Origin of the sequence: uncultured Pseudokineococcus sp. (assembly GCF_947495735.1) — a bacterium.
Lineage (GTDB): Bacteria > Actinomycetota > Actinomycetes > Actinomycetales > Quadrisphaeraceae > Pseudokineococcus.
In genome coordinates this window covers 1-12781 of record NZ_CANMAA010000003.1, presented here as the reverse complement: position 1 = coordinate 12781, position 12781 = coordinate 1, and the positions used below count along the sequence as shown (strand labels likewise).

Genomic DNA, 12781 nt, shown 5'->3' with positions numbered 1-12781 from the left:
GCTTGCGCGCTCCGGGCCAGGTGCCGGGCTCGGCCGGGCCCGGGGCGGCGTGCGTGCTCGTCGCCGCGGGCAGCGGCACCCGGCTCGCGGCCGGGCGACCCAAGGCCTTCGTGCCCGTCGGCGGCACGGCCCTGCTCGTCCACGCGGCCCGGGGCCTGGCCGCCTCCGGCGCCGTGGTGCTCGTGGTCGCCGTCGTCCCCGCCGGCCTGGAGGACGAGGCGCGCGGCCTGCTGGCCGACGTCCCGGACCTGCCGCCGCTGCGGGTCGTGCCGGGCGGCCCCAGCCGGCAGGCGTCCGTGGCGGCCGGTCTCGCGGCCGTGCCGGGCGACCTCGACGTCGTGCTCGTGCACGACGCCGCGCGAGCCCTGGCCCCGCCGGCGCTCGTCCAGCGGGTCGTCCGGGCGGTCCGCGACCAGGGGGCCGCGGTCGTCGTGCCCGCGGTGCCCGTCCACGACACGCTGCGCGACGTCGACGGCGGCGTCGTGGACCGCGCCCGGCTGCGCGCCGTCCAGACGCCGCAGGGCTTCGCAGCCGGCGTGCTGCGCCGCGCGCACGCCGCACCGGCCGCCGGGGAGGGCGCCACGGACGACGCCGGCCTCGCCGAGGCCCTGGGGGAGCACGTGCACGTCGTCGTCGGCGACCCGGAGGCCTTCAAGGTGACCAGCCCGCTCGACCTGCTGCTCGCCGAGGCCGTGCTGGCCCGGCGCGGCTCCGCCGCGGCGGAGGCGCGCTCGTGAGCGCCGGCGGGGAGCTCCCGCCGCGGGGCGAGCGGGGCGAGCGGGACGGCGGCGGCCCGCTGGCGGGCCTGCCGAGGGTCGGCACCGGTGTGGACGTGCACGCCCTGGCCGCCGAGGGCTCCGACCGCGAGCTGTGGGTCGCGGGTCTGCACTGGCCGGGGGAGCGCGGTCTGGACGGCCACTCCGACGCCGACGTCGTCGCGCACGCGGCGTGCGACGCCCTGCTGGCCGCGGCCGGCATCGGGGACCTCGGGCAGCACTTCGGCACCGCCGAGCCGCAGTGGGCCGGGGCCTCCGGGGCGACCCTGCTGGCCGAGACGGCCCGGAGGGTGCGCGCCGCCGGCTTCGAGCTCGGCAACGTGTCCGTGCAGCTCCTCGGCAACCGCCCGCGCTTCTCGCCCCGGCGGGCCGAGGCCCAGGAGGTGCTCTCGCGCGCCGCGGGGGCGCCCGTGGCGGTCTCGGCGACGACGACGGACGGGCTCGGCCTGACCGGCCGCGGCGAGGGGCTCGCGGCCGTGGCCACCGCCCTCGTCGTCCCCCGCTGACGGGGCGAGCGCTGACCGGGCGAGCTCGCGTGCCCCGCTGACGGGGCGAGCGCTGACCGGGCGAGCTCGCGTGCCCCGCTGACGGGCGGGGTGCTGACGGGGCCACTGCTGTCGGGGCCGGTGCTGGTGGTGCGGGTGCTGGTGGCGCGGGTGCCCTGGCGCGGGCTGGTCCCCCGCGGGCGATCAGGCGCGACGGCCGTCCGGGAGCGCGAGCCGCGCCTGGAGGAGGTCCTGCAGCTGCTGGCTGGGACGGGTGGGGGAGTGGCGCAGGGCCAGGGCGCCGCGGACCTGGGCCGGGCTCAGGCCGGCCCCGCGGGCCCGGTGGATGAAGTCGAGGCGGGAGGCGGTGCTGCTGCGCTCCTCCTCCTCGCCCGCGGGAGCGGTGGACGTCGGCAGGAGCCGCTCCTGGGCGTAGAAGCGGAGCACCGCGGAGGCCGCGGCGTGCTCGGCGACGTGCGACGCCGAGGTCGCGGTCCCGGTGCGGCGCAGGGCCTTGACGGCGTACATCTGCTCGTCGGCCCGGGCCCAGGTGTCCTCGAGGGGACCGGTGACCTCGTGCGGGGCCGCCGCCACCGAGGCCGGGATGCCGGCGGCGTGCAGGTGCTCCCCGATCCGCGCGCTCAGGGCGGCGAGGGCCGCGGGGTCGGCCTCGACGGCGAGGACGGCGAACTCGTCGCCGCCGGGACGGGCGAGGACGTCGCTCGGCCGGCAGGTGCGCCGCAGGACCTCGGCGGTCGCGACGAGCAGCGCGTCGCCGGCGGGGTGGCCGTAGGTGTCGTTGGTGGCCTTCAGGCCGTCGAGGTCGATGGCGACGACACCGGCCCGGGTGCCGTAGCGCGAGCACCGGCCGCTCTCGCGGGCCAGGCACTCCTGCCACCCGCGGCGGTTGCGCAGGCCGGTCAGCACGTCGGTCTCGGCCAGGTCGCGGCTCACCCCCTGCGCGCGGACGGCCGTGAGGGCGAGGGAGAGGACCTGGCCGAGCAGGCGCACGACGGGGGCGGCGGCGTCCAGCGGATCCTCGGTCGTGGTGGTGCGGGAGGTGAAGCCGCACACGGTGCCCACGACCTCCTCGCCGGCGAGGAGCAGGGCGCCCGTGCTGCCGCCGACCCCGAGGGGGCGCCCGGTGCCGCTCCCCCTCCCCAGCAGCTCGTCGGCGTCCGTCACGGGCCAGGCGCTGCCGTCCAGGTCGTCCGTGGCCTCGAGGGTCCCCCGCCAGGGCAGCGTCGTCCCCGTCGGCACCTCGCCCGACCAGGGGCCCGCCGCGGCCGCGACGACCTGGTGGTCGCCCTCGACGCGGGTCGCCAGCCACAGGTCTGCCGGGCGCTCGAGCTGCAGCTGCTCCACGGCCTCGGTGACGACCCGCAGCACCTCCTCCGACCAGGGGGTGCTGCTGGCCGTCGGGTCGCCGGTCGCCGCGTCGTCCGTGGCCCCGTCCCCGGTCGCCGTGCCTCCCGTCGCCGTGCCGCCGGTCGCCGTGCCTCCCGTCGCCGTGCCGCCGGTCGCCGTGCCGCCGGTCGCCGAGTCCCCGGTCGCCGAGTCCCCGGTTGCCGGGCCGCCGTGCGAGGTGCCGCCGCTCGGCGCCGGCCCGTCGTCGGGGGACTCGGTGCTCGTCCCCGACCCGGCGTCCGGGGCGTCGAAGTGGTGCTGCGTGCCGGTCATCGCGAGCAGGTGGGTCACCACCGGCGCCGGTGCCAGCAGGACCAGGCGGGTGCCCAGCTGCGTGCGGGCGGCGAGCAGGACGCCCAGGCCGTGGCAGTCGATGAAGGCGACGTGGGACAGGTCCACGACCACGGCCCGGACGGACGACCGCCCGGCGCCCTCGATCCGCTCCTGCAGCTGGGCCGACGTGGTCAGGTCCAGGTCGCCCTCCACCTCGAGCCGCACGACGTCGGCCGCGGTGGCGGCGTCGGCCCCGCCGGCGAGGACGTCGCCGGGGGGGTCCGGGCGGGAGGGGGCCGCCGGTCCGAGCGGCGAGGATGTGGTGGTGCCGGTGGCCATCTGGGTCTCCCGTCCAGAGCACATCGCAGGGGGATCGATGTGCTGCCGGGACCGGGGCAGCCGCGCCCACCCGTGCTGGTCGGGGGGCCGAAGGGTGCCATCGTCGCAGACGGGGCGCCGTCGCGGTAGCCGTGCCGATGACGTCCTGGCGACCGGCACGAGTACGGGCGGCGTCGCCGTCGTGCGCGTGCCGCCGCCGACGGTGGCCGGGAGGGGGCGAGGTCGGTCAGGAGGGGGCGAGCTCGCGCGCGTCCAGGGAGCCCTCGACGACGGCGGTCGCGATCGAGGTCAGGGTCGTCCCGCGGCGTCGGGCGTGCGAGCGCATCAGCGCGAACGCCTCGCCGACGTCGACGCCGGCGCGCTCGGCGAGCACGCCCTTGGCCTGCTCGACGAGGACCCTGCTGGTCAGGGCGCCCTGCAGCTGCTCGGAGAGGACCGTCTGCTCGCGCAGGGAGCGCTGCTGGAGCAGGCCGATGGTGGCGATGTCGGCCATCGACTGCCCCACCGCGACGTCCTCCTCCCCGAGGCGCACCGCTGCGTCGGTGAAGAGGTTCATCGCCCCGACGACGTGCCCGCGCAGCCGCAGCGGGAGGGCGTGCGCGGCGCCGTAGCCCTGCTCGGCCGCCGCGGCCGTGAACGCCGGCCACCTCTCGCCGGCGCCGGCCAGGTCGACGTTCACTACCGGCGCGCCCGTGGCGAAGCAGTCCATGCACGGGCCCTCGGAGCTCTGGATCTCGAAGGCCTCCAGCGACCCCGCCCGCTGCGTGGTCGAGGTCATCAGCCGCAGGCCACCGCGCTGGTCGGCGAGCATCAGCCCGGCGGCGTCGGCGCCCAGCAGCTCCACGGCCCGCTCGGTGAGCACCTGCAGGAAGTCCACGACGTCGAACTCGTCGACGAGCGTGTCCGCCAGCTCCACGAACACCTCGGCCAGCCGCTGCGGTCCGCTCATGTCGGTCTCCTCCTCACCGCGGCGAGGTCTGCACCGCGGGTGGTCGTGGTGCAGGTCCGGACCCGTCGGGGGCCGGACCCCGATCATGCCTCGTCGTCGAAGCGGACGAGGCGGGACAGGACGTCGCGGGCGAGGTCCACGACCGGGCGCTCGGTCGCGAAGGCCCGGGCCCGCAGCAGCAGCAGCGCCGAGGCGAGGTCCACGCCGGCCTGCGCCGAGACCATGCCGGTGGCCTGGTGGACCTCCGTCCGGTCCTCCAGGACGGCGACGGCCGTGCCCGCCGGTGCGTGGGCCTGCAGGTGCAGCAGGACCGTCGTGGCGGCGTCCGCGAACGCCAGGGCCTCGGCGAGGTCGGGGGCGGCCAGCGGCCCGGTGACGTCACGGTGGAGGTCCAGCACCCCCAGCCGGATGCCCCCGACCTGCAGCGGGAAGGCGAACACCGCCGCCACGTCCGCCCCGAGCGCTCCCGGGGTGAACGCGGGCCACTGGGCTCCGCCGACCACGGCGAGGTGCGGCACCAGCACGGGACGCCCGGAGGTCGAGCAGTCCACGCACGGGCCCTCGCCCAGGGTGAACTGCAGCTCCTCCAGCGTCGCCGCCGCACCGTCCGAGGCCGCGACCATCCCGGCCGGGCCCGCGTCGGTCATCAGCACCATCCCCACGCCGGTGACCGGCAGCGCCTGCGCGCACAGCGCGACGAGCCGGTCGGGGAGCACGGCGCTGTCGACGTCCCCGCGCGCGACCTCGGACAGGATCTCGGTCGTCCGCGTGGTCGTCATGCCTGCAGTGTCCCGTCTCAGGGAGATCGCGCCCGTCTCGCGGGGGCGGGCCCGCACGCCGTGGGGGCGCGGGTCTCCCGAAGCGCCTGTGCGGGAGCGTGTCCGGTTGCGGGCTCGCGCCCGCGAGGTCGCCCACCCGTCGTCCGGGTCGCCGGCGCCCGTCGCGGCGGGCCGAGGCGGCCCCGGCGCGGGGTCGGGGGCGGGACGCCGGCCGCGCAAGACGATGTGCCGCAGGGCCTCTCAGGTCGAGCGGGCCTCGTCGTCGACGTCCTCGACGCGCACGTCGACGGCCTCGTGCACCGCGGCGACGGCCTCGCCGGGAGCCCGGCAGGTCAGGCGGGCCGGGGCCCGCCGCGAGCGCGCCACCGTGACGACGCAGCGCGCGGGCAGCGGCGTCGAGCCGGTGACGACGACCTCCCACCGGTCCTCGCCCACCGGCACCGGGGCCCCGCCGCGGGCGGCGCGCACCGGGGCGGGGCCGAAGCGCCCGAGGACGCCGAGGACGGCCGCCTGCACGACCGGCGGCCCGCTGCTCACCCCGCGCAGGTGGCGTGTGCCGACGGCGCCCGCGAGGTGGTCCGCGACGACCTGCTCGGCCGAGCCCGGGTCGAGGTCGCCGTAGTAGGCGCCGTCGGGCAGCACGAGGAGGTTGGGGGCGAAGCGGTCACCGCCGACGTGGGAGCACTCCCACGTCGCGGCGGGCCAGCGCGCCGCGAGGGCGGCGGCCACGGGACGGCCGCGCACGGCGCAGCAGGCGTCGTGCCGGCCGTGCGCGCAGACGAGCAGCACCGGCGCGTCCGTGCCGCCGTCGCGTCCCCGGACGACGGGCTCGGCGAGGGCCGCCGCCGCGCGGTCCAGCCCCGCTCCCGCCTGCGGCGGGGCGTCCGGCCGGGCGGCGTCGGCGTCCCACCAGCCCCACCGCACGAGGCCCGAGGGCTGGTCCACGACCGCCCACCGGCGGGCTCCGGCCGTCTCGGAGAGCTCCGCGTCGTCGGGGGCCCCCGCGGGCGCCGTCGAGGCGGGGACGCCCGGGGTGCGCCGTCCGCCGGGACGGCGCACGAGCAGCACGCGCCCTCCGGCGGCGGCTGCGGCCTCGCGCAGCTGCTGCTGGCGGTCCTCCGGCAGCCCCGACCCGGCGAGCGCGTCCGGCGCCCAGGGGCCGGGGTGCTCGAGCAGGAGCCAGCGGTGCGTCCAGGCGGCCGTGGCGCCGAGCGGGTCGCACCGCTCGCGCGCGGCGTCCGAGCAGCGCGGCAGGTCGCGTCGGCGCTGGGGCGCCTCGGCGCTGCCGGGGTCGACCTGGGCGGGGACCGCGAGCCCGCGAGAGGCGTCCTGCTCGGTCCCCGCCCCGGCGTCGTGAGGGGTGCTCACCGGGGGACGAGGACTCCCGCGAGCACGAGGCGGCGCGCGAGGTCGGGGCCGAGGTCCGCGGCACCACCGGTGCTCCGGTCCCGCCCGCCGGCGGTCTCGTCGCCGACCGCCGGTGGGTCGACGTCCAGGAGCCGGCGCACGGGCGCGACGTCCTCCGCGGCCAGCGGCAGGTCGCCGGCGCGGCTGCGCAGGAGGGCGCTGCCGTCGGGCCGCTCCTCCACCGTCGCGGCCAGGTGCGCGCGCAGGACGAGGCCGCCGGCGTCCCCGGAGGTCTCGACCTCCTGGGCCGCCCGCAGCTGGGCGAGCGGTCCCACCGGCTCGGCGCGCTGGTTCGCGCGGACCTGCGCCCCGAGCGGTGCGGCGAGGCGCGCCGCGTCGACGGCCTCCACCGCGCGCAGGAGGCGGTCCCGCACGAGCTCGAGGTCGTCGGCCGTCGACGCCGGGTCCTCGACGCGGGCGCCGAGCGGCAGGGACGCGCGCACCTCCTCGTCCTCCGCGAGGTCGGCGAGCGCGGCGCGCACCAGCTGGTCCGCCAGGGCGTGCCGGGTCCACGCGTGCACGCCGATCGTCAGGTGCGTGCTGACGCCGCCGAGCGCCGTCGCCGCGTGCAGGTAGCCGCGCGGGAGGTACAGGCAGTCGCCGGGGCGCAGGACGACGTCGATGAGGGGCTCGCGCGCGGCCTCCTCCTCGACAGCGGCGCGGTGCGCCGTCCAGGGCTGGTCGCGCAGGGGCCGCGGGTGCACGGGCTCGTGGATGCGCCAGCGCTTCTCGCCCTCGACCTGCAGCACGAAGACGTCGTGGACGTCGTAGTGGTCGTCGAAGCCGCGCGACTGCGGCGGCGTGACGTAGGCGTTGACCTGGACGGGGTGGCCGAGGTCGGCCGCCAGCGCCTGCGAGAGGTCGACCAGCGGGGGCCACGTGCGGTGCAGCCCCTGCAGCACCATCGTGGAGCCGTCGGCGAAGAGGTGGACCAGCTTGTCGTCGCTGACCTGGTCGCCGACCGCGGCGCCGACGCCCCCGCCGGCCGTGAAGGAGCGGTCCGGCAGGGTGCTGCCCTGCTTGGCCACCCGCAGGAAGGGCGTGCGCAGGCCGCGGCGGGACACCAGCTCGTCGACCGCGCCGGCCGACAGCAGGTCCTCGAAGCCGCGCGGCAGGTCCTCGGCGCGGGTCAGCAGCGGGCGCTCGCCCCAGGTGGACCCCGCGAAGCCGTCCGCGGCGGGTCCGACCAGGCGGCGCAGCGCGGGGAGCGCGGCGCCGGGGTCCTCCGCACCGCGCGAGCGCTGGGCCGGGCGGCCGGGCTCGCGCCCGGCCGCCCGGTCCTCGTGCAGGGCGGTCACCTCAGGCGCTGCCGTCCGCGCCGCCGTCGTGGTGGCCGGGGACGCTCGTCTCGCCGGCGCCCGCGTCGGCCGGGCCCTCGACGGGGCTGTCGGCACCGCTGTCGGCGCCGCCGTCCGCGCCGCCGTCGTGCTGGCCGGGCGTGGCCGAGCCGGCGCCCGAGTCCGCCGGGCCCTCGGCGCCGCCGTCGGCGCCGCCGTCGTGCTGGCCGGGGACGCCCTGGCCCGCGCCGCTGTCGGCGGGACCCTCGATGTCGTTGGTGCTCATGGCTCCTCCTGGGGTGGTCGGTGTCGTGCCTCGTGCGGTCGAGCCGTGCGGTCGTGCGTGTGCGCGCCGGACCGTCGGGACGGCCGACCGGCACGTCCTATGCCTACGACGCCGAGCGCGTCGGCGCCAGCCGGCGAGCGCGAGGCGCCGCGCCGGCGCGGGGCGTGCGGTCGCGCCGGGGCTCAGGAGCCGCGGTCGACCCACTCCTGCAGGTGGGGCGCCTCGTCGCCGACCGTCGTGCCGTCCCCGTGGCCGGTGCGCACCTCGGTCTCCGGCGGGAGCGCGAGCAGCCGGTCGCGGATGGAGGAGATGATCGTCGGGAAGTCGCTGTACGAGCGCCCTGTCGCCCCCGGCCCGCCCTGGAACAGCGTGTCCCCGGTGAAGACGACGCCGAGGGCGGGCACGTGCAGGCACACGGAGCCGGGGGAGTGGCCAGGGGTGTGCAGGACGTGCACGTCCACGCCGGCGACGCTGAGCACCTGGCCGTCGGTCAGGGTGCCGCTCGGGGCGCGCGTGGCGTGCGTGAGGGTCCACAGGCCCATGTCCGCGGGGTGCAGGAGCACCGGCGCGGCGAAGCGCTCCCCGAGGTCGGGCGCCACGGTCACGTGGTCGTCGTGCGCGTGGGTGCAGACCACCGCGACCACGCGGCGCGTGCCGACCGCCTCGGCGATGGGGCCGAGCTCGTGCGGCGCGTCGACGACGAGCACCTCCTCGTCGTCCCCGACCAGCCACACGTTGTTGTCGACGTCCCAGGTGCCGCCGTCGAGGCTGAAGGTCCCCGAGGTCACGAGGTGCTCGACCCGCACGCCGGAGCCGCCCGCCATCAGAGCACCACCACGGACCGCAGCACGTCGCCGCGCTGCATCCTGGCGAAGGCCTCGTCGACCTCGCCGATGCCGATCGTCTCGGAGACGAAGTCCTCCAGCGGGAACCGGCCCTGCAGCGCCAGGTCCACGAGCATCGGGAAGTCCCGGCTCGGCAGGCAGTCGCCGTACCAGGAGGACTTCAGCGCCCCGCCGCGGCCGAACACGTCCCCCAGAGGCAGCTCGACCACGTGCTCGGGGTTCGGCACGCCCACGAGCACGACGGTGCCGGCGAGGTCGCGGGCCTCGAAGGCCTGGCGGTAGGTCTCCGGGCGGCCGACGGCGTCGACGACGAGGTCGGCGCCGACCCCGCCGCAGATCTCCCGGATCCGCTCCACCACGTCCTCGGAGCGGCTGTTGACGGTGTGCGTCGCGCCGAAGCCCTTCGCCCACTCCAGCTTCCGGTCCTCGACGTCCACGGCCACGATCGTCGAGGCGCCCGCGAGGCGCGCTCCGGCGATCGCGGCGTCCCCGACGCCGCCGCAGCCGATGACGGCGACCGACTGGCCGCGGGTCACCCCGCCGGTGTTGACGGCCGCGCCGAAGCCGGCCATGACGCCGCAGCCGAGGAGGCCGGCGGCCGTGGGCGCGATGCGGCTGTCGACCTTCGTGCACTGGCCGGCCGCCACGAGCGTCTTGCTCGCGAAGGCGCCGATGCCCAGCGCGGGCGACAGCGGGGTGCCGTCGGCCAGCGTCATGGGCGTGCTCGCGTTGCGGGTGTCGAAGCAGTACCAGGGCCTGCCGGCGGAGCAGGCACGGCAGACGCCGCACACGGCGCGCCAGTTGAGGATGACGAAGTCGCCCACCTCGAGGCCGACGACGCCCTCGCCGACGGCCGAGACGACGCCCGCGGCCTCGTGGCCGAGCAGGTAGGGGTAGTCGTCGCCGATGCCGCCCTCGCGGTAGTGCAGGTCGGTGTGGCAGACCCCGCAGGCCTGCACGTCGACGACGGCGTCGCCCGGACCCGGGTCGGGGACGACGACGTCCACGAGCTCGACGGGGGCCCCCTTGCTGCGGGAGACCACCCCCTGGACGGTGTGCGGCATCGCGTGCTCCGATCCTGCGGCGGCTGACGTGCGTCGAGGGTCGGGCGGTCCGCACCGACCCCCGTCCGAGACCCTAACCACGCTCGGCGCGGCGCGCTGGGCCCGGCGAGCAGCCGTCATCGGCGGCCGCCCGGCCGGGGCCGCGCGCGCCGGTAGTCTCGGCGGGTGAGCCTGCGCCTGCACGACACCGCCACGGCAGCGGTGCGCGACCTCACCCCCCTCGTCCCCGGCGAGGTCTCGATCTACCTCTGCGGCGCCACCGTGCAGGCGCCCCCGCACATCGGGCACGTCCGGTCCGGCATCGCCTTCGACGTCCTCGCTCGCTGGCTCGAGGCGGGCCACGGCCTGCGCGTGACCCTCATCCGCAACGTCACCGACGTCGACGACAAGATCCTCGCCAAGTCGGCCGAGGCCGGCGTCGCGTGGTGGGCGTGGGCGTCGCGGCACGAGCAGGCCTTCACGCGCGCCTACGACGCCCTCGGCGTCCGCCGCCCGACGTACGAGCCCCGGGCGACGGGGCACGTCACCGAGATGCTCGAGATGGTCGACGAGCTCGTCGACGCCGGGCACGCCTACCCCGCCCCCGACGGCAGCGGCGACGTCTACTTCGACGTCCGCTCGTGGCCCGAGTACGGCTCGCTGACGCACCAGGCGCTCGCCGACATGGAGCCCGCCGCCGACGCCGACCCGCGCGGCAAGCGGGACCCGCGGGACTTCGCCCTCTGGAAGGGCGCCAAGGACGGCGAGGCGGCCAGCTGGCCCTCCCGCTGGGGCCGCGGCCGGCCGGGCTGGCACCTGGAGTGCTCGGCCATGGCGCGCCGCTACCTCGGGCGCGCCTTCGACGTCCACGCCGGCGGCCTGGACCTGCGCTTCCCGCACCACGAGAACGAGCAGGCGCAGTCGCGCGCCGCGGGCGACGCCTTCGCCACCACCTGGCTGCACAACGGCTGGGTCACCGTGGGCGGGGAGAAGATGAGCAAGTCGCTCGGCAACTCCCTCGTCGTCGACACCGTGCTCGCCTCGGGCGCGCGGCCGCTGGCCCTGCGCTACGCGCTGGGGACGGCGCACTACCGCTCGATGATCGAGTACTCGCCGGAGCACCTCGTGGAGGCCGGTCGAGCCCTCGACCGGCTCGAGGGCTTCCTGCGCCGGGCCCGCCAGGCGCCCGGTGCCGCCGACGCGCCCTTCGAGATGGCCTTCCCGGAGGCCTTCCGCGCGGCGCTCGACGACGACCTCAACGTGCCCGGGGCTCTCGCGGTCGTCCACGAGACCGTCCGGGCGGGCAACACCGCCCTCGACGCGGGAGACGGCGCCGCCGCGCAGGCGGCCGCGCACGCGGTCGTCGCCATGCTCGACGTCCTCGGCCTCAACCCTCTGGACCCGCACTGGGGCGCGGCGTCCTCCACCGCCAGCCGTGCCGAGGTGGCCGTCGACCAGCTCGTCCAGGGCGAGCTGGTGCGCCGCCAGGCGGCGCGCGAGCAGCGCGACTTCGCGACCGCCGACGGCGTCCGCGACCGGCTCGCCGACCTGGGCGTCGCCGTCGAGGACACCCCCGACGGCGCCCGCTGGTCCTGGGCCGACGGCGCCTGACCCCGGTCGTCAGCACGACCACCCAGCACCACCACTGAGCACGACCCCCGAGCACCACCACTGAGCACGACCCCCGAGCACCACCACTGAGCACGACCCCCGAGCACCACACCCGATCAGTCAGGAGCACCAAGTGGCCGGCAACAGCCAGCGGCGCGGCGCCGTGCGCCGCGCCGGGTCCAAGAAGGGCGCCGTCGTCGGCAGCGGCGGCAAGGGGCGCAGGGCCCTCGAGGGCAAGGGGCCCACGCCGAAGGCCGAGGACAGGCCCTACCACGTGGCTCACAAGCGCGCCCAGACCTCCGGCGCCGGCCGCAGCGGCCCCCAGGGCGGTCGCGCCGCGGGGCAGCGCCGCCGCGGTGCTGCCGGCAGCACCGAGGTCGTCGCCGGGCGCAACTCCGTCGTCGAGGCGCTGCGCGCCGACATCCCCGCGACGGCGCTGTACGTGGCCGCCCGGGTCGAGTCCGACGACCGGACCCGCGAGGCCATCAAGACGGCGGCCGACCGCGGCGTCCCGCTGCTGGAGGCCTCGCGCACCGACCTGGACCGCCTCACCGACGGCGCCGTCCACCAGGGCCTCGCGCTGCAGGTGCCCCCGTACCAGTACGCCGACGTCGAGGACCTGCTCGAGGCCGCGGCCCGCACCGGCCGACCGCCGCTGCTCGTCGCGCTCGACGGCGTCACCGACCCCCGCAACCTCGGCGCCGTCCTGCGCTCGGTGGCGGCCTTCGGCGGCCACGGGGTCGTCGTGCCCGAGCGCCGCTCGGCGGGCGTGACCGCGTCCGCGTGGAAGACCTCCGCCGGCGCGGCCGCGCGCGTCCCGGTCGCCCGCGCGGGCAACCTGACCCGCGCACTCCAGCAGCTCAAGAGCGCGGGGCTCTTCGTCGTCGGCCTTGACGCGGGCGGTGACGTCCAGCTGCCCGAGCTCGAGCTCGCCACCGGACCCGTCGTCCTCGTCGTCGGCTCCGAGGGCAAGGGCCTCGGCCGGCTCGTGCGCGAGTCCTGCGACCAGGTCGTCTCCATCCCCATGGAGTCCTCCACCGAGTCCCTCAACGCCGGCATCGCGGCGGGGGTCGCCCTCTACGAGGTGGCGCGCCGCCGGGGCTGATCCTCAGCGGCTCAGCGGCTCAGCGGCTCAGCGGCTCAGCGGCTGGGGTCGGGCGGGGTGGCTGGGGCAGTGCGGGGTGGCTGGGTCGGGCGGGGGGGGGGGGGCCCCCCCCCCCCCGCCCCCCCCCCCCCCCGGGGGGGCCCCCCCCCCCCACAGCAAAGGACACAAGGCCCCCCCCCCCCCCCCCCCCCCCCCCCCC

The 12781-nt window shown here is 77.9% G+C and carries 12 protein-coding genes; 4 read left to right on the top strand and 8 right to left on the bottom strand.

Going from position 1 to position 12781, the window contains the following annotated elements; translation table 11 throughout:
- Positions 1-2 precede the first annotated feature (2 nt).
- Complete coding sequence (gene ispD, locus Q0848_RS05400) at positions 3-737, top strand: 2-C-methyl-D-erythritol 4-phosphate cytidylyltransferase (protein ID WP_299035828.1); 735 nt, start codon at positions 3-5, stop codon at positions 735-737.
- A 59-nt stretch (positions 738-796) separates the two neighbouring features.
- On the top strand, positions 797-1282 hold the full coding sequence (ispF, locus tag Q0848_RS05395; protein ID WP_366146447.1) for a 2-C-methyl-D-erythritol 2,4-cyclodiphosphate synthase: 486 nt from the start codon (positions 797-799) through the stop codon (positions 1280-1282).
- Positions 1283-1465: 183 nt separating this feature from the next.
- On the opposite strand, the gene Q0848_RS05390 is transcribed toward ispF, so the two are convergent.
- The 8 genes from Q0848_RS05390 to Q0848_RS05355 all read right to left on the bottom strand — a co-directional run bounded on the left by Q0848_RS05390 (position 1466) and on the right by Q0848_RS05355 (position 9887).
- Positions 1466-3280, bottom strand: coding sequence for a diguanylate cyclase domain-containing protein (locus Q0848_RS05390; RefSeq protein ID WP_299035825.1), 1815 nt, complete (start codon positions 3278-3280; stop codon positions 1466-1468).
- 226 nt (positions 3281-3506) lie between these two features.
- A complete protein-coding gene (locus Q0848_RS05385) occupies positions 3507-4229 on the bottom strand; it encodes a GAF and ANTAR domain-containing protein (RefSeq protein WP_299035823.1) in 723 nt (240 codons plus the stop codon).
- Positions 4230-4312: 83 nt separating this feature from the next.
- Positions 4313-5008, bottom strand: coding sequence for a GAF domain-containing protein (locus tag Q0848_RS05380; protein ID WP_299035821.1), 696 nt, complete (start codon positions 5006-5008; stop codon positions 4313-4315).
- A gap of 240 nt (positions 5009-5248) precedes the next feature.
- Positions 5249-6376 carry a sucrase ferredoxin gene (locus Q0848_RS05375; protein WP_299035819.1) on the bottom strand — a complete coding sequence of 376 codons (1128 nt, stop codon included), beginning with the start codon at positions 6374-6376 and terminating at the stop codon, positions 5249-5251.
- A complete protein-coding gene (locus Q0848_RS05370) occupies positions 6373-7605 on the bottom strand; it encodes a JmjC domain-containing protein (RefSeq protein WP_366146446.1) in 1233 nt (410 codons plus the stop codon). The genes Q0848_RS05375 and Q0848_RS05370 overlap by 4 nt, the downstream gene beginning before the upstream one ends.
- Positions 7606-7714: 109 nt before the next feature.
- Complete coding sequence (locus Q0848_RS05365) at positions 7715-7978, bottom strand: hypothetical protein (protein ID WP_299035815.1); 264 nt, start codon at positions 7976-7978, stop codon at positions 7715-7717.
- Between the two features lie 182 nt (positions 7979-8160).
- Entirely contained in the window at positions 8161-8802 is a 642-nt protein-coding gene (locus Q0848_RS05360; RefSeq protein ID WP_299035813.1) for an MBL fold metallo-hydrolase, read from the bottom strand.
- Positions 8802-9887: an S-(hydroxymethyl)mycothiol dehydrogenase gene (locus Q0848_RS05355; protein WP_299035812.1), complete on the bottom strand. Its 1086-nt coding sequence runs from the start codon at positions 9885-9887 to the stop codon at positions 8802-8804. Before Q0848_RS05355 ends, Q0848_RS05360 begins: the two co-directional genes overlap by 1 nt.
- 165 nt (positions 9888-10052) lie before the next feature.
- Between Q0848_RS05355 and cysS the strand changes: the two genes are divergently transcribed.
- Entirely contained in the window at positions 10053-11477 is a 1425-nt protein-coding gene (cysS, locus tag Q0848_RS05350) for a cysteine--tRNA ligase (RefSeq protein ID WP_299035810.1), read from the top strand.
- Between the two features lie 133 nt (positions 11478-11610).
- The gene (gene rlmB / locus Q0848_RS05345) at positions 11611-12582 is read left to right on the top strand and encodes a 23S rRNA (guanosine(2251)-2'-O)-methyltransferase RlmB (RefSeq protein WP_299035808.1); all 972 of its coding nucleotides are present in this window, start codon (positions 11611-11613) and stop codon (positions 12580-12582) included.
- Positions 12583-12781 lie beyond the last annotated feature (199 nt).

Excerpts from the sequence above, each read along its gene's own strand:
- Q0848_RS05355 (WP_299035812.1), bottom strand. The coding sequence starts at position 9,887 with ATGCCGCACACCGTCCAGGGGGTGGTCTCCCGCAGCAAGGGGGCCCCC.
- Q0848_RS05385 (WP_299035823.1), bottom strand. The coding sequence starts at position 4,229 with ATGAGCGGACCGCAGCGGCTGGCCGAGGTGTTCGTGGAGCTGGCGGAC.
- Q0848_RS05390 (WP_299035825.1), bottom strand. The coding sequence starts at position 3,280 with ATGGCCACCGGCACCACCACATCCTCGCCGCTCGGACCGGCGGCCCCC.
- Q0848_RS05365 (WP_299035815.1), bottom strand. The coding sequence starts at position 7,978 with ATGAGCACCAACGACATCGAGGGTCCCGCCGACAGCGGCGCGGGCCAG.
- Q0848_RS05380 (WP_299035821.1), bottom strand. The coding sequence starts at position 5,008 with ATGACGACCACGCGGACGACCGAGATCCTGTCCGAGGTCGCGCGCGGG.
- Q0848_RS05360 (WP_299035813.1), bottom strand. The coding sequence starts at position 8,802 with ATGGCGGGCGGCTCCGGCGTGCGGGTCGAGCACCTCGTGACCTCGGGG.